The following is a 22,875-nucleotide window of genomic DNA, read 5'->3' as shown; positions in this document are numbered from 1 at the left end:
AATGAATCCTTATATTGAACAAGCAAATCAGCAGTTTGTTCCTGTATATAATCGTTATCCAATTGTATGGGATCATGGCGAAGGTATGTACCTTTATGATACAGAGGGAAAACGGTATTTGGATTTCGGATCGGGAATCGGTGTGTGTGCTCTGGGATATCACGATCCGAATTACACACGTGCACTGCAAGAACAGATGGAGAAGCTGCTGCACACGTCTAATCTTTTTTATAATGTTCCGGCCATTGAAGCTGCAAAGCTGTTCAATCAGGCATCTGGTATGGAGCAGGTGTTTTTTACCAATTCTGGAACGGAAGCAATCGAAGGTGCAATTAAAATTGCTAAGAAATATCATTTTTTGAAGCATAATAATCATAATGGAGAGATTATTGCCATGAAAAAATCCTTTCATGGCAGATCTATGGGGGCATTATCCATAACAGGGAAAGCAGCCTATCAGGAACCTTTTGCTCCTATGCTTGCTCATGTTAAATTTGCTGATTTCAATGATCTGGACAGCGTCAGACACTTGATTACAAAAAATACCTGTGCAATTTTTATGGAAACCGTGCAAGGTGAGGGTGGAATTTATGCTGCCACCGATTCCTTTATCAAAGGAGTTCGACAGCTCTGCGATGAAAACGAAATTTTGATGGTTTCGGATGAAATTCAATGTGGTATGGGCAGAAGCGGGAATATGTTTGCGTATCAGTTGTATGACATTGTTCCTGATATTGTGGTTTCGGCAAAGGCTTTGGGGTGCGGAGTTCCGGTAGGTGCAATTGGAACAAGAGGGGCAGCGACCGGTGTATTGCGCGCAGGCGATCATGGCACAACTTACGGTTCCAACCCTCTAGCAGCAGCCGCCGTTGTTGCTGTATTCAAACTTTACCAACAGTATGGCATATTAGCAAATGTCAAGGCCATGACGACCTATCTGGATAAAGCACTATCTGAATTAGCGGCTCAAAAAGCGGTGATCAAAGAGGTGCGCGGGCTAGGGCTTATGAAAGGAATCGAGCTGTCTATCCCTGCTGCACCCTACATAAATGCTTTACAAGAATCGGGGATTATTGTAATTCCCTCTGGTTCTCATGTGATTCGTCTGTTGCCTCCGTTGATTTTGCAGAAAGAGCATGTTGATGTGTTGGTAAATGCACTTAAGACAATATTGTAACTTGAGTATAATACATGTACGAGAGCACAGCGTGAGCTGATTGTGAATAGCATTTTAATAGTTTTACACACCAGGGAGGGATAGCAGTGAAAAAAATCGAAATCATCGCCCGAATTACCGAAGATAATGGTGCAACAACAGAGAATCCATTGATGATTTGGGAGAATGACGGTGATCATAAGGGCTATCCGTTTCTCTCCTCTACACTGACTTATCCAGGGTTGGAAATTCGACTTCACCAGCGACGGGCACTACGCGATGGAAAAGATGTAAGGTTGTCAAGGTATGAGTATGGTGTTTTAGTCTTTCTGGCACAGCGCCCCGGCTGGTTATGCAGTAAAGAGCAGATATTTGAGAATGTTTGGCATGAGGATAGTGAGAGCTACTTGACAGCCATCACCAATACTATCAGCAGAATCCGTCAGAAGATTGAGCCAGACAAGGAACATCCGGTTTACATACAGACAATATCCAACCTGGGGTATATTTTCGCAGCAAAGCCATTGATAAATTACTGTAGAGAAACATACGGCAAACCTTAATGGATAGAAAATGACCAAAGTAACAAACGATCTGTTGCGTAGGGATTCAGAAGCTATCATTTGAAGAGAAGTTGCAACTCAGGAGTGTATCTAACTTTAATGAGGGATATTTATTTAGATATCAGACGATATAGCAATCTTAATATTGTAAGCGCTTAATAACGACCCGCCTATAAAAAAGAGGCAGAATCTGAGACAATACTCACAGGACTTGAAAAGCTCACGGTGAGTTTATCGAGAGCAAGGACGAGAGGTGTCACAGATGGAAGACATATTACAAGTGCGGGAAGAATACCGTCTGCAGCAGTGGGGACAGATTGTGCAACAATGCAGAGAAAGCGGCATGAGCAATCGGGATTTTTGCCGTCAAAACGGAATCACAGAGAAAACGTACTATTACTGGCTGCGGAAACTGCGCATGGCAGCAGCCGGCAAAGATTCGCCCCGGCTAGTTGAACTGGAAAAGCCGGATTCAGCCAGGGACATGATCCACGTCCGGTTTCGAGACGCGGAGATGACTTTGCCTGCGGGTACGGATGCGGATGCCATTACAGCGATTCTCCGCTCGCTGCAGCAGCTATGATCGATCTGAGCCGGGTTGAAAAATACTATGTAGCCTGTGGATATACGGACCTGCGCCGAGGGATAGATGGGCTGGCTGCTATCGTGTCCCAGCAATATGGCAGAGATCTCTGCGAGGACAGCCTGTTCCTGTTTTGTGGCCGGCGTACAGACCGCATCAAAGCGCTGTACTATTCCGGGGATGGGTATATACTGCTGTATAAGCGGCTCAACAACGGTGCATTCGAGTGGCCGAGGGCGGAACAGGAACTCCGGCTGTTGGATGCGCGTAGTTTCCGCTGGCTGATGGAGGGGCTGAAAATCGACCAGCCGAAAGCAATTCAAAAAGGAAAAAGAAAGGAATTATTTTAAGCAAATAGCTGTACTTTTTGAGCGTTTTATGGTATAATTTCACCATAAGATGATAAGAAACGGTGGTGTTGGCAATGGGCAGGAAAGCATCTTCCTCTCAGGCCGGCGCCACCTCTTTTTCGCAGCTGCAGATAGAAAATGAAGCGCTCAAAAAAGAGGTTGCAGAGCTGCATAGAAAACTGGAGCGCATGAGTGAATTGCTGCTCAATGCGCAGCGTACCCGGTTTGGACAGTCCAGCGAGAAACGCTCCTATGTGATGCAGGGCGGCCAGCAGCTGAGGCTTTTTAACGAGGCGGAAGCAGAGCAGGATCATAAGGCTCCTGAACTGACAGAAGAGACAGTCGCGGTATCAGCCCATAAGCGGAAGCCGAAGCGGACAGTGGCCGAACTGACTGCAAACCTGCCTGTAGAGGAGATTCTGATCACCCTGCCCGAGTCCGAACTGGTATGTGACAGATGCGGCGGGAAGCTGGTCATGATTGGGAAGAAGCTGGAGTCCCAGCGGATACAGGTCATTCCCCGCCAGTGCAAGCTGCTGAAATATTACAGCTGCACATACGCTTGCCGGAAGTGCGAGGAAAAGACAGGCTTTGGAAATCTTATAACAACCGTAACCCCGCCCTTTCTGCTGAAGCACAGCCTAGCGACTGCTTCTTCGGTTGCCGATGTGATGATCCGGAAGTACGTGGATGGGCTGCCTTTAGCCAGACAGGAAAAGATCTGGGCGCGGGAAGGGCTGGAATTATCCCGCGCAACCATGTCCAACTGGGTAATCCAGACCGCACAGTGCTGGCTGAAGCCGCTGTACCGCTCGCTGAAAAAGCAGCTGCTGGGCTGTTCTGTGATCCATGCAGATGAGACGGTTGTACAGGTCCTGAAAGAAGAAGGAAAGCCGGCTGCCTCAGAATCGAGGATGTGGGTCTATGCCAGCAATGACCGCAGCGGCAAACCGATCCGATATTTTGAATACCAGCCGAGCCGCAGCGGCAAACACGCAGCAGCTTTTTTGAAAGGGTTTAACGGTTGCCTGGTAACAGATGGCTACGCCGGATACAATCAGGTAGAAGGCGTGGTGCGATGCGGATGCTGGGCGCATATGCGGCGGAAATGGCGGGAGGCCATGCCGAAAGGAGCGACGAAAGAAAACTCCAAAGCCGCCATAGGATACGATTACTGCAATAAGCTCTTTGCCGCAGAGAAGAAGTATGCCGGATTGAGCGATGCAGAACGAAAAACGGCGCGTCAGGTGGGGGTGGAGTCCCTGCTTGAGGCCTATTGGTGCTGGGTGGAAACCCTGGAGCCGGTTCCCGGGAGCAAACTGGCGGAAGCAGTTGCTTATGCCCGGAACCAGAAGCCGTATTTGAGCGCATTCCTCGACTACGGCGAAGTAGACATTTCCAACAACTTTGCAGAGAATGCTATCCGGCCGTTCACGCTCGGCCGAAAAAATTGGCTGTTCTGTGATACGCCGAAGGGCGCGGATTCCAGTGCGATCGTCTATACGCTGGTGGAGACTGCAAAGGCTAACGGCCTTGAGCCCTATGCTTATCTGCTTCAGGCACTGACGGAATTGCCATACCTCGGAAAAAGTCCAAGCCAGGAAGATCTGAATGCTTTTTTGCCATGGAGTGCAAAGATGCAGGCTGCCTGTGCTGCGAGAAATACGGCAACCGCTGGGGACCTCTATTGAGGCCCCCCAGTTTTTTGTGGACGGGGGATTATTATGCGCTTACGAAGAAACGGTCGAACCATCCTGTGAGTTTGGCGGCGGTGTTCGTCACATCTGTTCGGTCTGTGGATCCAGCTATACGGAGATCTCGACACCGGCACTGGGACATACACCTGTCGCAATCCCGGGCACTCCCGCTACTTGTACAGAAGCTGGTATTACTGAAGGCAGTAAGTGCTCGGTCTGCGGCGAGATTCTGACTGCCCCGGAAGACATCGCACCACTGGGCCATGAGCTCGAAATTGCGCAGCCTGTGGACGGGGAAAATCACAGCAGCATCTGCTCACGCTGTCAGAAGACGATTATAGAACCTCACAGCTGGGATGAGGGTGAAGTCATCAAAGAAGCTACAACGAGCCAGACCGGTGAGATGCGCTACACCTGCACGGTTTGTAAGGCAACAAAAACCGAACCGATTCCTCGTTTGTCAAGCTCTTCCGGCGGCGGTTCGTCTTCCGGAAGCTACACGGTTTCTGTGGTGTCCGGTATCGACAACGGCACGGTAACCGTTTCCCCGAAGAGTGCATCCAAGGGCGATACAGTCGTCATCGCGGTTAACCCGGACGATGGTTATGAGCTGGACACCCTGACTGTCACCGACAAGAATGGCGATAAGATCAGCGTGGCCGATAAGGGCAACGGCAAGTACACTTTCACCATGCCGTCCGGCAAGGTAACGATTGATGCAACATTCATCAAGGTAGCAGAAACTCCCGAAACGCCCGATCAGGTCGATTCGTTCACGGACGTGCACACGAATGACTGGTTCGCTAATGCGGTCCAGTACATGCTGGACAACGGCATGATGAATGGCGTTACGGATACCACGTTTGCCCCGAACACGACCACCACCCGCAGCATGATTGTTACCATCCTATACCGTCTGGAGGGTGAGCCGGATGCAGCAGCGTCCAGTTTCACCGATGTTGCAGCGAATATGTACTACGCGGATGCGGTTGCGTGGGCACAGGCAAACAGCATCGTCACGGGTATTACGGAAACTACCTTTGCCCCGGATCAGTCAATCACCCGCGAACAGATGGCTGCTATCCTGTACCGTTATGCACAATACAAGGGCTACGACGTAACGGCAAGCAACGATTTGAGCAGCTACACGGATGCTCCCCAGATCAGCGAATACGCAATTACTGCGATGCAGTGGGCAAATGTTGAGGGTTTGATCACGGGCAACACCAACACAACGATCAACCCTAAGGGCAATGCAACCCGTGCAGAAGTGGCTACCATTCTGATGCGTTTCTGCGAGAATATCGCACAGTAAGTAGAGCGGCAAATCTATAATTACACAAAAGGCCGACTGGATAAAACCAGTCGGCCTTTATCTTTTGCGCCGTAAGAAACCATGCGTTGGTTCTGGGAGCACGTCGCCTGACATCGCCCAACACGCTTGAATTTTTCAAACAATTTACACATTGCTACTTTTCGATTTTTCAGCGCAAAGATTATAATTTAGAAAAAAGAGAATGATTTTCTCTCTGTCTGAAAACATAATTGCAAGAAAAAAAGTAAAGAAGATAGTCAGTCGCTCGTATGGAAACTGGCGAAATCAGGAGGGTTAAAAATGAACGGTTTAGATAAAGCACGTGAAAAACTGGAAAAAGTAGGATTTGCAGGGCAGACATTGAATCGGGCAATGGAGCTGCTGGAGCGGACGAATGCTTCCATGCTAAGCAAAATCCTAGTCAAGATGGTAACTAAACGGGGATTAACGCCTTCTATGGCTTTGTATGAGGCCGAGAAAGGTCTGCGGGAAGCCGAGGAAAAACTAGGGTTTTCGTCTGAAAATCGGTCGTGATTCTCTTGACAAACCTTGACGACCTTACCATGTTTTAACTGGATGCATGATTTATGGCGGAAAATCCATTGTATATACATGCAAAAAGCCGGCTGGTTAATAATCCAGTCGGCTTTTGTTGTATTGCAGTGCATGGATGATCGTTGACCCGATCTGTCACCTGTGTTAAAAAAGGCACAGGAGGGAGAAAGCTGAAAGAAGCTGCCAAGAATGTTGGCGCTGATCAGATGGATAATGACCAAGGGGTGGCGGATGAGGACGAAAACGATCAAGCTGACTCGTCATATAGTGAGACGATTACCTCGCATGGACGGATGAATTCTCCGGACAAAGCAGAATCTGAGAGCAATGACGAGGTAAGCGCAGAAGCTGTATTTAGCGAGATGAGCGCCCAGATCGCCAAGCAAGCCGCAGAAGACGGGATGGAACAGGCGGTCGAGACCGCTTTGAAAAATGAGTATACAAACGACCTCAATCTTGCAAGCCAGACATCCCCGCATCGTGGCCGCCCGATCTTTGTCCGCCGTACGCATGAACCAACGGCTTCAGACATAAGTAAGTATGAGCGCGTCCTGAAAGTAGTAAAACCGTACTCCATACAGGCTCAGCGGCGCATTGTCCCCCTCTTGGAGGAACTGAGAAGCGGTAGTGTGGAACGCCATCGTCCCTTCGGACGGACCGTTGAGTCCAAGGACGGATACCGGCCGGACGGGAAGTTCTTCAGCAAGATCAAGCTACCTCAAGACCTTCCCGACATGGCTATTGCGATCCTCGTAGATCAATCCGGCTCTATGCATGGCGCCCGCCTCGATCAAGCCCAGAAAGCAGCAGTCCTGTTGGATGATTTCGCTACTTCTATCGGTATCCCGACTCTGGTAGTTGGGCATAACACGCACAACGCCAGCAAGGATAGGGTAGAAGGCACTGCACTGTACCTCCACGCTTTGTTCGAGCGGGTAAGTAACAAGGATAAGGCGCGGCTTGTCATGATGAAAGCAGATGGCTCTAACCGCGATGGTATGGCCCTCAACGCTGTCTCTGAAATCCTTGCCAAACGGCCCGAGGAGTATAAGATCCTGATCATCATTTCTGATGGATTGCCCAACTCTCAGGATTACGGCGGGGAATTGGCAGAGCAGGATATCCGGAACATTGTGGCTGCGGCCAAACGGAAAGGCGTACAGACCTTTGCAGCAGCTATTGGCTCGTCCAAGGAGAATATCCGTCGGATTTATGGCGAAGGTTTCCTAGACATCACTGATCTGTCTACGTTGCCAAGAAATCTGCTCAAGATTATTTCGAAGCGGATAATTTAATAGTGTATTAACGGACAATAGCCCTACCTGATTAAATCGGGTGGGGCTACTGCCAATTAGGGGATAAATGTCGCATTCTTCGAACCGAAGCAAGAAATTTTACAGAGCGAAAAATAAAAGCGTTTACAAAACCAAAAATACCAAAAATGTAAAAACCTTTTAAGAATTGTGTAAAATGTACAGTAAAACGCCAGATTTTTATTGAAAATATGGATGATTTATGCTAAGTTCGTAGTGGCAAATCTATTATGAACAACAAGGGTAATTCTTATATTGTTGGTTTCACTGGACAATAAAAGAAAACGCTTAAGTTTTGTGGGGTTAAGAAAATATATGAACCCGACTATCTATGATGTAGCGCGACTAACTGGCTTATCTATTGCAACAGTTTCCCGTGCATTTTCCAATCCCGAGCTAGTGCGGGAAAAAACCAGACAAAGAGTCTTTGAAGCAGCAGGAGTTCTCCACTATTCACCTAATGCCATCGCCCAAGCTATGGCACTTCAGCGGACAAACAAGATTGCCTTTCTCATTTGCAAGGAGGGCGCAACAATCTTGGACGAATTCTATGCCGGAATCTGCAACGGTATTATGCGCGCGACGAACCGGCTGGATTATGAACTTGTTATTTCTACAGCAGCAGATTGGAAGTCGGCGGCTGGCACTTCGAAAAACAAGCAAGTAGAGGGCGTGATTCTGGGAGGAAATGCTCGACCAGATATGATATCGGAGTTCCAGAGCCGAAAGGTGTCTGTGGTGCTGGTAAACAACCTCATTCCAGGGCTGGGTGTCCCTTGTGTGGTATCCGACGAATACGGTGGAGTCCGTCAGGCGCTGGAATATCTTATCAATCAGGGTCATCGCAACATTGCTATGCTGGCAGGGCGCTTTTCCCCCTATATCTTAAATGAGCGGTATCGGGCGTTTTCAGAAATCGTCCAAGCGCATGGTCTGCCTGTTGACACTTGCTATATAAAGTTGTGTGACCCTACAGTGGAGGGCGCTGCGGAGGCCTGTCGGGAGCTGTTATCTCGGGAGGATCGCCCCACAGCCATTTTCAGCACCAACGATGTAGTAGCGGTTGGAGCCATGAAAGCAGCCCGACGTCTGGGCCTGCGTATTCCCGAAGACTTGGCAGTAACAGGACTCGATGATAGCTCCGTATGTCGGATGTTAGAGCCGGAGTTGACCTCCGTTCACATCGACTGTTGTGAGATGGGGGAACTAAGCGTGAGGATAATGAAAGAACTGCTATCTGGAGAAAAAGGGGTGCCACAGGTTACGGTAGTTCCTACGGAGCTACAGATCCGGGGCTCCGCCTGAGCAACAGCGGTACAGCGATTCCACAAGAAAATGCCGCCCGCCATGGTGGCAGAAATAGGAGGGCAAGAGAATATGAAAGCGAAAAAACGAATAGGAACGGTGGGGAAAGCTATTGGCTGCGTAGTGCTGCTGATGGTTGCCTTGTTTCCCATCTACTGGCTCATAGCTATGGCCATCCGCCCTACGGAAGAAATGCAGGGGCACATCGCACTGATTCCGGATTCCCTGACCATTGAACATTTTGTCAGCCTGTTTGCTGATAAGGGATTTGGCGAGGCAACAATCAACAGCTTGCAGACTACCCTTAGTTCTCTAGTGCTGTCGTTGTTCGTGGGGATCTGTGCTGCGTACATCTTGGCTAGACGCAGGTTCCGGTTTGGACTAAAAAAGCCCATGACCTACTGGGTGCTACTGGTCCGCGTTCTGCCGCCGGTAGCGTTCACCATTCCCCTGTACACCATGTTCAGCAAGATTGGGCTACTAAATACCAAAATACCCGTGACGTTAGCTTGTGTACTAATCAACGTACCATTGATTATTTGGTTCCTTATCAGTTTTTTTCAAGACCTGCCGGAAGAGGTGGAGGAAAGCGCCAAGGTGGATGGAGCCACAGAGTGGCAACTTTTTGTGCGGATCGTACTGCCTCTGGTGGCGCCAGGCATTGCAGCGGTTGCAATGCTGTCCTTCATGTATGCTTGGAATGAGTACACCTATACCGTGATCTTCACCCGCAGTCCATCCAACTATACGGTGCCTCTGGCATTGTCTGTCCTAAATACAGAGGATAATCTGACTAACTTCGGCTTGGTGGCCGCTGGCGGTGTGGTCTCCGTCATACCCATTACCCTGTTTGTGATCTTTGCACAGAACTACTTGATCAGTGGTCTTTCAAGCGGTGCTGTCAAAGAGTAACAAAATATACGCAATCATGTTCCAAAACTATGAAAAGCGAAAATGTAGGAGGAAAAAAGAAATGAAAAGACTACTGACGTTGGTCCTGGCACTGTCCATGACCCTATCTCTGGCGGCTTGCGGCGGGGGTAACGATGCAGCTGGCGGCACCGGTGAAGATACCGGATCCGGCGAACCTACCAAGATGACCCTGATTCTGCGAGGCGGTGCTTATGGCGAGTCTCTGGAAGCCATGCTGCCCGACTTCGAGGAAGAGCATAATGTAGACATCGAGGTGCAGCTCCTGTCCTTTGATGATCTGCATACCGGTATTGCCTTGGACGCCGAAAATGAGACCGGCACCTATGACCTGTGCATGGTGGACGGCTCCTGGATGGCTGAGTTCACCGCCAACGGCGTTCTGGCAAATTTGAGCGAGATGGGCTATAGCTTCGACGATGACATTATCCCTGCTACCACCGAGATCTGCAAAGTAGGCGACGATATCTATCTCGCTCCCTATTATGGCAACGTGACGGTCATGATGTACAATAAGGAGCTGCTGGAAGCCGCAGGATATGCTCCCGAAGACATTGACTCCTTCGCTGACATCCAGGATATCGCTCAAAAAACCCGGGCGGCGGATCCCAACAAGAATGGTTTCTTGATCCGCGGTGGCAGTGCTGACAACATCCTCTCTGACTTCTTGCCCCACTTGGTAATTCATGGCGGCTGGGTTGTGGACGAGAATAACAACCCCACTGTTGATACTCCTGAGTTCAAAGCGGCTATGGAGGACTATCTGGCACTTTACAATGTAGGTGGCACTCTGGATAAGGACGACATCGTGGCTTCTGTTACCTCCGGCGAGACTGCTATGGCTCAGATCTGGCCCGGCTGGTATACTCCCACCGCTGATGGCACGGCTGACTACACCACCATCCCCACCAAGTTGACGGATGACTCTCAAGCTGTTGACGCTGTGGCTCTTGAGGGCGTATGGTGCATCGGCATTCCTGAAAACGCCCCCAATAAGGATCTGGCTTTGGAACTGCTGGAGTACATCATGAACCCTGAGGTGCAGCTGGCTTCCATTGAACATGACGGTGTTCCGTGCCGCTATAGCTGCCTGACTGACCCAACTGTCCTGGAGACCTATCCGCATCTGGAAACCGTCTGCGGCGCGTTGGAAACCGGCGTATACCGTCCTGTGATCGAAGAGTGGACTCAGTTTACCAACATTCTGGGTACGGAGATGGACAGCATCATCCAAGGTACTAAGACTATGGATGAGGCTCTGGCTAACGCCCAGGAGCAGCTGGAGCAGCTGATGGCTGGCTAACTATTCCCTGCAGACCGTAGTAATACCACCCCAGCGAATATTCATGCGGCCGGGGCGCCGTCACGGCGTCCCGGTTCGTTCATCTTTACGCTCCGAAGATGCTGGGCGAACCCTCCTGAATTTGTGAGGCTATTGTATGAAGAGATATGAAATCAGAAAATTGAATAGCGCAAGCGTAACAACGACCCGGTTTGGAATTAGTATGCTGACGCCCACCATGATCTTACTGCTGGTCATGACGGCGTACCCCATGATCTTCACATTTATTTACAGCTTTACTGATTACAATTATCTGAAAGGCACGGATCAGGCCTCTTTTATCCTTTTCAATAACTATACCAAACTTTTCAATAACGGATATTTCCAGCAGGCAGTTTGGAATACCATCATTTTTACTGTTTTGGCAGTGATTTTGGAGATGGGGTTGGGCCTCCTGATTGCAGTATTTATAAATTCCCTGCGGCGCGGGCAGAAGATCATGCGGACATTGTTGCTTCTGCCTTATCTGTTACCTGCTGTCACGGTGGCTTTGAGCTGGCGGCTGATGCTCTCGTCCAACTATGGAATAGTCAATCAATTCCTGGAAGCCTTGGGGCTGCCAGTCTTCAACTGGTTTATGGACACTAAGACAGCTTTCGCCACGATTTTGGTAATTGACGTGTGGCAGAATGTGCCGTTTGTGTTCCTGCTGCTATACGCCTCTTTGCAATCTGTTTCGGAAAATCAGTATGAGGCGGCGCGGATTGACGGCGCTGGCTTCTTTCAACAGTTCTGGTATGTAACCCTGCCTAACATCAAAAGTAGCTTAGCGTTGTGCGCTCTGCTGCGTACCATTGATACCTTCCGCCTGTTTGAGAAAGTGAATGTACTTACCGGCGGTGGACCGGCAGGTACTACCACAACGATCACGCAGTTCCTCTATACTTACGGGATCAGGTCTCTGGACTTCGGCTTTGGTAGCGCAGGCGCCATTGTTATGACGATCCTGGTGCTGATTCTCTCCAGCTTCTACATCAAACGGGCAATGGGTTGACGCCTATGGAGGGACTGAGACTGACCTTTGTCAACGTGGGCTATGGGGAGGCCATGGTGCTGGAATGTCCGGATCCGTCTTTCCCTGGCAGCACATTTGTGATGGTGATCGATGGCGGCAGCGGTGAGGCGGGGGAATACCAGACCAGCGACACAGGCCGTATCCCGTTGGGCGCCTATCTTGCCCGGCATGGTGTGGATCACATTGATGCAATGGCTGTCACACACATCCATGAGGACCATCTGTGCGGCCTGTTGCCGGTGGTGGAGCATCTGACACCCAGAGCCTTTTGGCAGACTTTGCCGGGGGATTTCTGGAAGCATATGCGCCCGCTGACAATCCCGACTGCAGGGCAGGCCATATCCCGGAGGAAGTTCCTTCAAGCACTCAACGATTATCAAATCATTTGCCGCCGCTTAAAAACAGAGGAATGCTGTAAAAGGACCTTGGCGGCAGGTGTCGTGCTGAACCCGTGCAAGGATCTGACGATCCGGGTGCTGGGGCCGTCAACCATCCGGGCGAAGCATCTGGAAAAGCTCTGCCGGGAATTGTATCAGGAAACGGAAGAGATTGCTTTCTGGCGGCGGTTGGATCAGTTGGACGATGTCATGAACAATTGCAGTCTGATCCTGCGTATAGAATACCGGGGAGTCCGGCTCCTGCTGCCGGGAGACACCAACTACATGGGATACGGTGATCTCACGGGAGAGGATCTTCGGGCAGATTTGTTCAAGGTGGGCCATCATGGTCAGCAGGACGGAATCTCCCGGAACCAGATCCAGCAGATTGCTCCAAAGGCGGTAGTGTGCTGCGGCTCCAGTGACCGACGTTACAACAGTGCAGAGCCGGGTATTTTGCAGATGATGGCAGACAGCGGCGCTACGCTGTACTTTTCCGACTGTCCCCCAAAGCCGGACGGTACAACGCCTCCCTCTCACCAAGCTCTGGTGTTTACGGTGGACGTTGATGGAACATTACATGGATCTTACCTGCCTTAATTTTACAACGAATATTTATTCATCGTATTTTGAAATTTTCACTCGATTCGGCACTCCACAAACTGACGAATTGAGGTAAAAAAGGAGGAATATCCGCTTGGCTTGCGGTGCGGCAGTGTGGAGACCTGTCGCAAATGCGTACCGGACTTTCACCGGACGTGAGGGGGAAGACGCGGAGGCGCTGCTCCCAAAGCCCAGTAACATGGCAGAAGTAATTTTAAGAAATATTAAAAAAGTCTATCCTCACCTGGAACCCAAGAAAAAGAAGAAGGGGGTTGAGGAGAAAAAGACAAACCTCCAGATTACCAATGAGGGCGTGCTGGCAGTCCAGGACTTTAATCTTGACATTGCGGACAAAGAGTTTATCGTGCTAGTAGGTCCTTCCGGCTGCGGCAAGTCCACCACACTGAGAATGATTGCCGGTCTGGAAGACATCAGCGGCGGCGAACTGTACATCGATGGCAAACCTATGAACGACGTGGCGTCTAAAGACCGGGATATTTCCATGGTATTTCAGAACTACGCACTATATCCTCACATGACAGTGCGGGAGAATATAGCCTTCCCACTGAAGCTGCGGAAAGTTGCCAAAGATGAAATTGACCGCCGGGTAAATCAGGCCGCGGAGATCTTGGGTATCACGGAGTATCTGGATCGCAAACCCAAAGCTCTGTCCGGCGGACAGAGACAGCGAGTAGCTATCGGCCGAGCTATTGTTCGAGAGCCCAAAGTGCTACTGATGGACGAGCCCCTGAGTAACCTGGACGCTAAGCTCCGCAACCAAATGCGAGCGGAGATCATCAAGCTGCGCCACCGCATCAACACCACCTTCGTCTACGTCACCCATGACCAGACAGAGGCCATGACGCTTGGTGACCGGATCGTTATCATGAAAGACGGCGTCATCCAGCAGATCGGCACGCCGCAAGAAGTCTTTGATCATCCTGCAAATCTGTTTGTAGCCGGCTTCATCGGAATGCCGCAGATGAACTTTTACAACGCAGAATTGGTGAAAGAGAACGACCGCTATGCCGTGGTACTGGAAAATGTCCGGGTAGAGTTGTCGGATGAGAAGCAGGCTAATCTGGAGAAAAACCAAGTCGCCCCGCAGCCCATTACTTTAGGTGTCCGTCCGGAGCACATTTCAATGGCTTCCGATGCTGCTCAGGCGGTGCATGGTACTGTGGACGTGGCAGAAATGATGGGTTCCGCTGTACACTTGCATGTGAGCGCTTGTGGAACTGACTCTATTGTTATTCTCCAAATGTTAGATCTCCATGCGACCGGTCATTCCATACCCTCTATCGGGGACACATTGAACTTCACTTTCCAAGGTAATGTTGTCCACCTTTTTGATCGGAACACTGCTCAAAACTTGGAGAAGTTTTCTGACTGACGGGCCGCAGTAATCCGCAGCGAAGTAGCATTTCCAGTACTGGATAGGGGAAAGGGTATCGCTCCTTTGTTGAAGACGCTATTGCATGGATGGAATGTTGGGTACATAATTCTCCAGCACGAGACCGAATGTTCATAATGGAAGGAGTTGCACGCAGTTGAGATCATTAAAATGGCTTATTTGTAGCATATGCATGATTGTGTTATCTGGACAAAGCGCCTTTGCAGCCGATGACGCGCTTAATATGACATACCGTGATAATGCGGTTGTTTTATCCGCAACCTCTGGCAATAAGATCCTAGGGGGAACTTTTCAAATTTCAGATTTCTGCATTACCCCCGGCCAAGACCCAGATCAAAAAAACTATATTGGGAAGACAGTCGCATTGGAAGGCAATGAATTCCATTTTCAAGTTGGTCGCAGCGGTTCCGAAGAGGTCGCGGACTGGTTTAATCAACGATTTTCCGGATATAACGATGATAGCTTAAATGGCGACCGGACGACTTTCGACCATACAGCGGGAGAACTCAACTTTGCATTTATGGGAGATCTCGTCCTTGAGGTTTCAACTACTGAATATCCTGGCGGATTATCTGTGACGTTTCCAGATGTTGTTTTTGCGCAGGGCAGTACCTTGTTCAGCAACAACTGGTGGTTCGGACAATTGAAAGGTCAGCATACCTTAGACAGCGATGGCCCTGAGCGGATGCTTGTTATCGGCAATGACGCACACGGAAATACAGTATTTGCATCATTCCAACGTGGCGGAAATGATGTGAATGAGGTAACCCTCTGTGCAATTGCAGCTGTGGAGGACTCACGACAATATGCCCAGATGCTATCAAATGTGCAAGATTCCTTTGCGTCTCTCCCAATTCAGGGAACCCAAGTGAATCTTAGCGGATTTCCTGGAAGCTATGATCCAATTGTGAACCATATTCAGGGCTATGCCCAATATGAGACAACAGATCAGGAATCCTATGTGATTTTAACACATAGCGTTGGAACAGCAGATTATGGTCACATTGTAATCGGCCCGAAAGATGACAATGAGAAATTAGGCTACAAGACCTACTTGAAAAATTGGCAACACCCTGGCGGTATTCAGATCATTGGCGACTACTTGATAGTTCCGAACGAGCAAGAGACGAGCGCAACTATTGCCATGTACGACCTTCGTGCCTTGGCCGTCGGCGAACTCCGACGTGTAGAGTCCTTTGATCTGCAAGTAAACCATAAAGTAGGTGCTTTGGGGATTACCTCCTATGAAAACGAGCATGGCGATATATATTATGTCTTAGTGGCTGCCCATTTGGACGGTGCCAATAGTGTTTACCATGTTTATCAAGCACCTGCCGAAGGTGGCATTGAGTCAGCGGTATTTCAACAAGTTGGCAGTTTTGCGCTCGATAAGGACTTTCAGGGGTTTGGACTTGTCACGGAATCCAGCACAAATCGCATTTATATGATTGGCCTTTGGTCAACTACAGAGGGCGCCTCTTATGCGGACTATGCATATCTATATGAACTGGATACGGACACTTGGAGTATTAGCCAGGAATTGAGTTCACACCATCTTGTAAGCACAGGCGGGGCTGTGGGTGTTATGGGCGTCCATTTCCGATATGGGGCAGGCGTTTCAGTTTCTGAAGAAGGAGAACTAACTATCTCTGCTACAGAACGCAATTCTGTGCTGGGTAGTTCATTAGCAACCAATGAATGGCTCTCGTGACGCGCTCCCCGCACTAAAGTACGGGATCTTACGGCTCGAAAGATAAAAATTCGATAATTTTCAAGATCCGCTGGGCGAGATATACCCAGCGGATTATTTGTCGCCTAAAACCACTCGATAGGCGAGTGTAATAGGTTGCAGTGGTCAGTAGTATTCCGTGCGGGTCTACTTTCGGCATTTCTGAGATTTCTTCATGTGTCGCGTGATCTTCTTCTTTGGGGCTTCCGGCTGCCCGAATTGCTTTGCAAGCTGTGAGTCAGTCGCTGTAGGAATTTCTTCGCCCTGGCTTCCAGCAGCTCGTTGGGACAATTCTGCGATGATTAAAGTATGTTGTAAAAAATTTTCCTTTCGAAGCAAAAAAGAGCAACCGATTTGTGCGATTGCTCTCAGAATTGATAATATAATTTTACAAAAGTTCTAATAGTTCTATATGAATGTGTCCATTTGTCGCTACCACACTGCTGCCTTTTTTCGGCTCAAGAGTTTTTCCCATAAAATCAGTTGCTTTTCCACCTGCTTCTTGAACTAAAAGCATACCAGCGGCATAATCCCATGGATTTAAGTATATCTCGAAATATCCTCCTTGCCTGCCGCAAGCGGTATATGCCAGTTCCAGTGCGCCAGAACCAATCCTACGAACATCTTGACATGGGCCAAATACCCTGCGGAAGCGAGCAAAGTTTTCGTCAGCCAGTTCTCTTTTGGATGTTCCCACTCCAATTATTGTGTCGGATAGTTTTTCTGAGTTAGATACGTGTATGGGGTGTCCATTCAAGAAAGCTCCCTTTCCTTTAATTGCTGTAAACATTTCTTCATGAAAAGGGTCGTATACAATTCCCATAGTAATTTCTTCTTGTTGGCAGAGCGCCAAAGATACAGCACTATGCTGATAATCGTTTATCAAATTTCATGTGCGTACGGGTGTCGTCATACAATCTCCTCTTTGCTTGATCGTTTTGGAATATACGGCTGTGTCCAAAGAATGGCGGAGAGCGAGTTCTACCTCCAGCAGGCGGGATATAATTGCTCGCCAATCGTCGGATAAAATATCCGCCGACAATCGGATTTTTGCTAAAAAAGCAGCCTCATTTCGAGGCCGCTTTTTTACTTGGCAGGAAACTCATATCCCATGCCGGGTATTTGCCATCCCATCTTAATGTGAGTTTGGCGTCATATGTGCCAGCACCATTCTTTTTCGGAATATTCTTCACCGTAATCGGCTTTCCAGCGAGCAGTTTCTTCATTTCTGCTGCCGTGACTCGGTGGTTTTGCAGTGGCGAGAACTTCGTGTTCACTCGGGGGACATAGAACTTGCAGGGTGGATCCGCCTTGTAATTCATGCAGCCGTAACCGGTACGCCCCTCAATGACCTTGCCGCCACAAACAGGGCATGCACCAAGTGTTTCCTTCTGGGCAATGCTTAATTTCCACTTGAGACGGCGTGTAGGCTGGTCAACATCAAGCTGGAGCTGCGCGTTATACGTGCCTTTCCCGTCTTTCCGTGGCGCCTTCTTCACGATAATGCTTTGCCCGGAAAACAGCGCTTTTGCTTCCTTCTCAGTGATCGTGTGTTTGGAAAGGGGCAGGAATTTCGGGTTGTTTGCAGGGAGGTAGCAGTGGCAGGCATCCTCTTCTTTCTTATAATTCTGACAAACAAACCCTTTTGCGATTGTCACCACTGTCCCGCCGCAAACTGGACATACTCCCACAGGCGTATGTGTAGCTGCGTTCTGTCCTTCGTAAGTAACCTTGGGAATGGGGGCGGACAGAAAGCGTTTCACAGACTCGAATACTGAGAGGATCAGATCGTCAGGCTTTGCCCGGCCTTCCTTGATATCTTCCTGCACGGCCCACCATTTGGCGGTGGTATCTGCAAGCCGGAACTCGTCGGGCATGGCATTATAGAGGGCGCGTCCCTTTGGTGTGGAAATCAGTTTCTTGCCATCTTCGCGCAGAAAATCGTTCTTGATCAGCGTACGGATGATGCTTTCACGGGTAGCGGTTGTGCCGATAGAGCCATTTTCGCCTGTGCGTTCCCTGTCCTTTTCGATTAGCAGTTTCTTGGCCTCTGGGTCAACAACATATTTTGCAATACGGGACATATCCTCTTCAAGCGTTGCAATCGTATAGCGGGGCGGTGGTGTAGGCAGGTGTTGCTGGGCGATACCTGCCTGTTACTTTATATGATACTCGTGATATTCATTTTCAAGCGGAGCCGAATCAGTTCAGCTGCCAATCCCGAATATCGGTGTGGTGTATCATATGAAGAAGAAATCAATCAAAGGATTTATAAATTCCCCACGTCACACATCAAAGTGAAAAATCGCAAGAGTTCCTACTTCGAGGTCATTACGAGTTTACAATTCGAAGCCTGCAACGAAGCTTTACAGCGAATAGTTCCTCGTATCGACCTTACTCGAATAGGCACCATTATAGATGAAAATTTATTTCGCCAAGTTGCCGAGGAGTTTCGCGGCCATAAAATCACGGAGCAGGAAGCCATGAGTCGTGTGGGGATTGCGTCAAGATCCACGTTTTACAGGAGACTTAAAGAATTTGTTCAGATGGCAGATTAAATATCATGGCTGGGCTCAGACACATCTTGTTTATGCCTCATATAAACGTGAACCGGTGTTAGTAGGGTACTTTGCATTAGCAGATAAGTATATTCATATTTGAAATATTTAAGGTAACTGTTTCCCGTCCTAGTGCTACCAACACAAGGGCGGGAATTTTACTTCTATTAATTCATGTCTCAGCGACAGATCAAGAGTATCTGTTAAAATCCATTAGGACTAGACAGGCAGAAAACATGACGCCAGCTGAATCAAAGTACGAGGCACATCTACAAAAGTGGGCAGAGACGATTCGGAAATACGAAGCTCTCTAACTCCGTGCAAGTGGTTCGCTGTAGCCGATTTTTGCAATAGGTACCCACGATGAAGGATTTTGACAGGTAAAATCCACTTAAAGAGATACTCCAAGGTGACGTAAAAAACAGAAGAAATATTTAAAACTTGTGCTTGGGGATTATTGCTCAATATTATACAGCATATTTGATTGGATGCTCTGGAGGCATACAGGTGTTATTATAAAAAATAGTTTCGTTGTTATAACAACGGACTTTCAATTTCTTTTATCATATACTAAATTCACAAACATTAGAGGAGGATGGATTTAAACTGAAAAACTAATGCAGACTGTTTCACTGAAAATATCCAGAACATGACCATTGTGCGGATGAAAGTCCTTCGCTGCAGTGGAGTGGAAGGTAACGCTTCAAAAGCGTTGCAAATGAGCATGAATTTTATCCCATGATAATTGACACCCCTCTCAATTGATGGAAGATTTCGGAATAAGCGCTCGTTCGGTTTTTTTCCGCCTGTGAAACATATCTGACAGCAAAACCCAAACTGTATTGGAGGCGATTGCTATGAGTATGAAAATAAAAAACATTGCGAAATCAGAGATCTTGGTGCTGAAAGAGCAGATATCCTATCAGGAGGGGCAGGTTGTCAGCAAAACGCTGGCGCAAAACCCTGCGGTGAGTATCACGCTGTTCTCCTTTGCAAAGGGCGAGGAGATCAGCACCCATGAATCGGGTGGAGATGCTTTTGTTACCTGTCTGGATGGTGCTGGTAAAATAACCATTGACGGCACGGAATACCTGCTGCACGAAGGGGAATCTATCGTCATGCCAGCCGGACACCCTCATGCGGTATATGGGCAGGAAGCATTTAAGATGCTTTTGATTGTTGTATTTTGAACAAATGAGCCGCGCAGCAAGCATCCGGCCCCAAAGCGTACCAAAAGCTTGAAATGGGTGAACAAGGCTTTCTAAATTGAGACAAACCAAGTCATTTGAAATTTTAATAACCGTACAAGGAGATCTAGTGTTATGGAACAAAAAATGTTTTGCTATCAGTGTCAGGAAACTGCAGGGTGCAAGGGCTGCACAATGTCCGGCGTATGCGGAAAGAAGCCCGATGTGGCGGCCATGCAGGACCTGCTGGTCTATGTCACGAAAGGAATTTCGGCGGTTACAACTGCACTGCGCCAGGAAGGCAAACAGGTACCCACAGAGATCAATCATCTGATTACTTTGAACCTGTTTACGACTATCACCAATGCAAATTTTGACAAAGAGAGCATTGAAGCAAGAATTCGCGCTACACTGACGGAAAAAGAAGTATTGCTGAATCAGGTGACAAATCTCTCCGCCTTGCCTGAAGCTGCAAAATGGGATGGCTCCAGTGACTGGGAGGAAGAGGCGCGAACAGTTGGCGTGCTCTCTACCAAAGACGAGGATATCCGTTCTTTGCGGGAGCTGATCACCTACGGCCTGAAAGGTCTGTCCGCTTACTCAAAACATGCGAATGCATTGCTGAAGGATGACGACGAGGTCGACGCGTTCCTTCAGCGGGCATTGGCAGCTACGCTGGATGACAATCTCAGTGTAGAGGACTTGATTGCCCTGACGATGGAAACCGGAAAACACGGTGTCTCTGGCATGGCTCTGCTGGACAAGGCCAATACGGAAGCTTATGGAAATCCTGAGATCACAAAGGTGAACATTGGCGTTGGGAAAAAGCCCGGTATTCTGGTATCCGGCCACGACCTGCGGGATTTGGAAATGCTGCTGGAACAGACGCAGGGAACCGGCGTGGATGTTTATACCCATTCCGAGATGCTCCCCGCCCACTATTACCCGGCATTCAAAAAATATCCCAACTTTATCGGCAACTACGGCAATGCGTGGTGGAAGCAGAAGGAGGAATTTGAATCCTTCAACGGCCCCATCCTGATAACGACCAACTGCATCGTGCCGCCCGGGGACAGCTACAAGGACAGACTCTATACCACCGGCGCGGCTGGGTATCCGGGCTGTACCCATATCCCGGGAGAAATCGGGGAGCAGAAAGATTTCTCCGCCATCATTGAACACGCAAAAAGATGTTCTGCGCCCACCGAGATTGAAACGGGAGAAATCATCGGCGGATTTGCACACGCTCAGGTCTTGGCTCTGGCGGATCAGGTCGTTGCGGCGGTAAAAAGTGGCGCGATCAAAAAGTTCGTTGTGATGGCGGGCTGTGATGGCCGTGCCAAGAGCCGGGAATACTATACCGAATTTGCCAAGGCGCTGCCGAAGGATGCCGTGATCCTGACAGCCGGGTGCGCGAAATACAAGTACAACAAGCTGGATTTGGGCGATATCAACGGCATTCCCAGGGTTCTGGATGCCGGACAGTGCAACGACTCGTATTCTCTGGCCGTTATCGCATTGAAGCTTAAGGAAGTTTTCGGCCTTGACGATATCAACGACCTGCCCATCGTCTACAATATCGCATGGTATGAGCAGAAGGCAGTCATCGTCCTGCTGGCGCTTCTGTATCTTGGCGTGAAGAATATCCATCTCGGCCCCACTCTCCCGGCATTCCTCAGCCCCAATGTGGCAAAGGTTTTGGTAGAAAACTTTGGTATTGCGGGAATTGGCACCGTGGAAGATGATATGAATCTGTTCTTTGGTGCGGATCAAAGTTGAGAAAGTGAATAACTGCAATCATATCGTCAGATGTAAGAACAGCACCTATGTCGGAAAATGTTTGACATAGGTGCTGATATTTTTTGGGGGGGGGGGGATACCATACAAAGGAAAAAACGATAAACAGAAAATAGGAATCTCGATTTATACCGTATGCGTCCATTGAGATTCTCCTGGATAATCCTCAGCCTCGAGTGGTCGTTTTCACCGGACCCGAACATCGTGTTACGATCAAAGGCTTTCAAAGTATTGCAACGATCAATCATTAGCTTCGCAAGAATCTTTTACAGATTTTAGCGCGTGATGATGGAGCCCCACTAGGAGCGGGGAAGCTGACCTGTTCCGTCCGGCTAAAGGCCACCCCCTGCCACGGCTGCAAACGCTACGGGGAGGGATGCATCCTGCCCTGTTACCGGGGCGTGACGGAGCAGGCGGCGTCCACAAAAAAATCTTTGTAAACTTTTTGCCTTTTTGGCCTTTTTGCCTGTCCTCTGTATAGTTGCACATAATTATGATATAATAATGTGCAAAGGGGGGGTGGCGATATGCCGCAGATCAGACCGATTACAGACCTTCGCAACACCAATGAGATTTCGGACATCTGCCATGCACGCCGGGAGCCGGTATTCATCACGAAGAACGGGTATGGCGATCTGGTGGTGATGAGTATCGAAACTTATGAGGCGATGTTGGAAAATGCAGCGATGGACACAGCGATTTCAGAAGCAGAGACCGAGTTTGAACGGGATGGACAGCTCCATGACGCAAGAGAGGCGCTGGCTTCTTTAAGGAGGAAGCATTTTGGATAAATACAGCGTCAAACTGATGAGCCGGGCGCTGCGGGATCTGGACGGCATCTATTATTACATCGCCCACACACTACTGGAGCCGGGAACGGCCCTTAATCTGGTGGACTGGATCGAGGATGTCATCTTGTCATTGGAGACGGTGCCCTACTACTGCTCAGCATGGAAACGAGGGGCTTATGCCAACCGGGGATACCGGCAGCTCTTTGTGGAGAATTACACCGCTGTTTTTCGGATTGATGAAGCAAAGAAAACCGTGATCGTGGTGACGGTCCGCTATTCCCCAAGTGAATTTTGA

At 49.0% G+C, this 22,875-nt stretch carries 22 protein-coding genes; 20 read left to right on the top strand and 2 right to left on the bottom strand.

The genetic code is table 11. The features are described from left to right. The first annotated feature begins 1 nt into the window (after window position 1). The 15 genes from EFB11_RS00185 to EFB11_RS00115 all read left to right on the top strand — a co-directional run bounded on the left by EFB11_RS00185 (window position 2) and on the right by EFB11_RS00115 (window position 16,229). On the top strand, window positions 2-1,177 hold the full coding sequence (locus EFB11_RS00185; RefSeq protein WP_122788339.1) for an aspartate aminotransferase family protein: 1,176 nt from the start codon (window positions 2-4) through the stop codon (window positions 1,175-1,177). 86 nt (window positions 1,178-1,263) lie between these two features. Next, on the top strand, window positions 1,264-1,719 hold the full coding sequence (locus EFB11_RS00180; RefSeq protein WP_122788338.1) for a winged helix-turn-helix domain-containing protein: 456 nt from the start codon (window positions 1,264-1,266) through the stop codon (window positions 1,717-1,719). 262 nt (window positions 1,720-1,981) lie between these two features. Beyond that, window positions 1,982-2,302 carry an IS66 family insertion sequence element accessory protein TnpA gene (gene tnpA, locus EFB11_RS00175; protein WP_122788337.1) on the top strand — a complete coding sequence of 107 codons (321 nt, stop codon included), beginning with the start codon at window positions 1,982-1,984 and terminating at the stop codon, window positions 2,300-2,302. Further along, entirely contained in the window at window positions 2,299-2,652 is a 354-nt protein-coding gene (gene tnpB / locus EFB11_RS00170) for an IS66 family insertion sequence element accessory protein TnpB (protein ID WP_122788336.1), read from the top strand. The genes tnpA and tnpB overlap by 4 nt, the downstream gene beginning before the upstream one ends. Window positions 2,653-2,726: 74 nt before the next feature. Beyond that, the gene (gene tnpC, locus EFB11_RS00165) at window positions 2,727-4,343 is read left to right on the top strand and encodes an IS66 family transposase (RefSeq protein WP_122788335.1); all 1,617 of its coding nucleotides are present in this window, start codon (window positions 2,727-2,729) and stop codon (window positions 4,341-4,343) included. Between the two features lie 16 nt (window positions 4,344-4,359). Then, on the top strand, window positions 4,360-5,664 hold the full coding sequence (locus EFB11_RS00160) for an S-layer homology domain-containing protein (RefSeq protein WP_164706515.1): 1,305 nt from the start codon (window positions 4,360-4,362) through the stop codon (window positions 5,662-5,664). Between the two features lie 300 nt (window positions 5,665-5,964). Continuing rightward, entirely contained in the window at window positions 5,965-6,198 is a 234-nt protein-coding gene (locus tag EFB11_RS00155; protein WP_122788333.1) for a hypothetical protein, read from the top strand. Window positions 6,199-6,341: 143 nt separating this feature from the next. Beyond that, window positions 6,342-7,514 (top strand): cobaltochelatase CobT-related protein, encoded by a 1,173-nt coding sequence (locus tag EFB11_RS00150; RefSeq protein WP_122788332.1) that lies wholly within the window; start codon window positions 6,342-6,344, stop codon window positions 7,512-7,514. 273 nt (window positions 7,515-7,787) lie between these two features. Next, window positions 7,788-8,837, top strand: a complete 1,050-nt coding sequence (locus EFB11_RS00145; RefSeq protein WP_164706514.1) for a LacI family DNA-binding transcriptional regulator — start codon at window positions 7,788-7,790, stop codon at window positions 8,835-8,837. A gap of 72 nt (window positions 8,838-8,909) precedes the next feature. After that, complete coding sequence (locus EFB11_RS00140; protein ID WP_122788330.1) at window positions 8,910-9,749, top strand: carbohydrate ABC transporter permease; 840 nt, start codon at window positions 8,910-8,912, stop codon at window positions 9,747-9,749. Between the two features lie 61 nt (window positions 9,750-9,810). Beyond that, complete coding sequence (locus tag EFB11_RS00135) at window positions 9,811-11,070, top strand: extracellular solute-binding protein (RefSeq protein WP_122788329.1); 1,260 nt, start codon at window positions 9,811-9,813, stop codon at window positions 11,068-11,070. 136 nt (window positions 11,071-11,206) lie between these two features. Then, window positions 11,207-12,103 carry a carbohydrate ABC transporter permease gene (locus EFB11_RS00130; RefSeq protein ID WP_122788328.1) on the top strand — a complete coding sequence of 299 codons (897 nt, stop codon included), beginning with the start codon at window positions 11,207-11,209 and terminating at the stop codon, window positions 12,101-12,103. A gap of 5 nt (window positions 12,104-12,108) precedes the next feature. Continuing rightward, window positions 12,109-13,101, top strand: a complete 993-nt coding sequence (locus tag EFB11_RS00125) for a ComEC/Rec2 family competence protein (protein ID WP_122788327.1) — start codon at window positions 12,109-12,111, stop codon at window positions 13,099-13,101. A gap of 202 nt (window positions 13,102-13,303) precedes the next feature. After that, window positions 13,304-14,497 (top strand): ABC transporter ATP-binding protein, encoded by a 1,194-nt coding sequence (locus tag EFB11_RS00120; protein WP_122789688.1) that lies wholly within the window; start codon window positions 13,304-13,306, stop codon window positions 14,495-14,497. A gap of 157 nt (window positions 14,498-14,654) precedes the next feature. Further along, window positions 14,655-16,229 (top strand): hypothetical protein, encoded by a 1,575-nt coding sequence (locus EFB11_RS00115; protein ID WP_122788326.1) that lies wholly within the window; start codon window positions 14,655-14,657, stop codon window positions 16,227-16,229. A 406-nt stretch (window positions 16,230-16,635) separates the two neighbouring features. On the opposite strand, the gene EFB11_RS00110 is transcribed toward EFB11_RS00115, so the two are convergent. Both EFB11_RS00110 and EFB11_RS00105 read right to left on the bottom strand, forming a co-directional pair. Then, entirely contained in the window at window positions 16,636-17,133 is a 498-nt protein-coding gene (locus EFB11_RS00110; RefSeq protein ID WP_279220520.1) for an inositol monophosphatase family protein, read from the bottom strand. Between the two features lie 181 nt (window positions 17,134-17,314). Beyond that, window positions 17,315-18,331 (bottom strand): DNA topoisomerase, encoded by a 1,017-nt coding sequence (locus tag EFB11_RS00105; protein ID WP_243115131.1) that lies wholly within the window; start codon window positions 18,329-18,331, stop codon window positions 17,315-17,317. A gap of 48 nt (window positions 18,332-18,379) precedes the next feature. Here EFB11_RS00105 and EFB11_RS00100 point away from each other — a divergent pair, with 48 nt between their 5' ends. The 5 genes from EFB11_RS00100 (at window position 18,380) to EFB11_RS00080 (ending at window position 22,875) form a co-directional block, all read left to right on the top strand. Then, a complete protein-coding gene (locus EFB11_RS00100) occupies window positions 18,380-18,805 on the top strand; it encodes a hypothetical protein (RefSeq protein WP_122788324.1) in 426 nt (141 codons plus the stop codon). An 857-nt stretch (window positions 18,806-19,662) separates the two neighbouring features. Further along, complete coding sequence (locus EFB11_RS00095) at window positions 19,663-19,995, top strand: cupin domain-containing protein (protein ID WP_122788323.1); 333 nt, start codon at window positions 19,663-19,665, stop codon at window positions 19,993-19,995. 132 nt (window positions 19,996-20,127) lie between these two features. Next, entirely contained in the window at window positions 20,128-21,771 is a 1,644-nt protein-coding gene (gene hcp, locus EFB11_RS00090) for a hydroxylamine reductase (RefSeq protein WP_122788322.1), read from the top strand. Window positions 21,772-22,316: 545 nt separating this feature from the next. Further along, window positions 22,317-22,580, top strand: a complete 264-nt coding sequence (locus EFB11_RS00085) for a type II toxin-antitoxin system prevent-host-death family antitoxin (protein WP_122788321.1) — start codon at window positions 22,317-22,319, stop codon at window positions 22,578-22,580. Next, window positions 22,573-22,875 carry a type II toxin-antitoxin system RelE/ParE family toxin gene (locus EFB11_RS00080; protein ID WP_122788320.1) on the top strand — a complete coding sequence of 101 codons (303 nt, stop codon included), beginning with the start codon at window positions 22,573-22,575 and terminating at the stop codon, window positions 22,873-22,875. Before EFB11_RS00085 ends, EFB11_RS00080 begins: the two co-directional genes overlap by 8 nt.

The organism is Intestinibacillus sp. Marseille-P6563 (assembly GCF_900604335.1).
Lineage (GTDB): Bacteria > Bacillota > Clostridia > Oscillospirales > Butyricicoccaceae > Butyricicoccus_B.
Note: the sequence above shows the minus strand (reverse complement) of the source record. Positions and strands in the feature narration are given on the sequence as shown.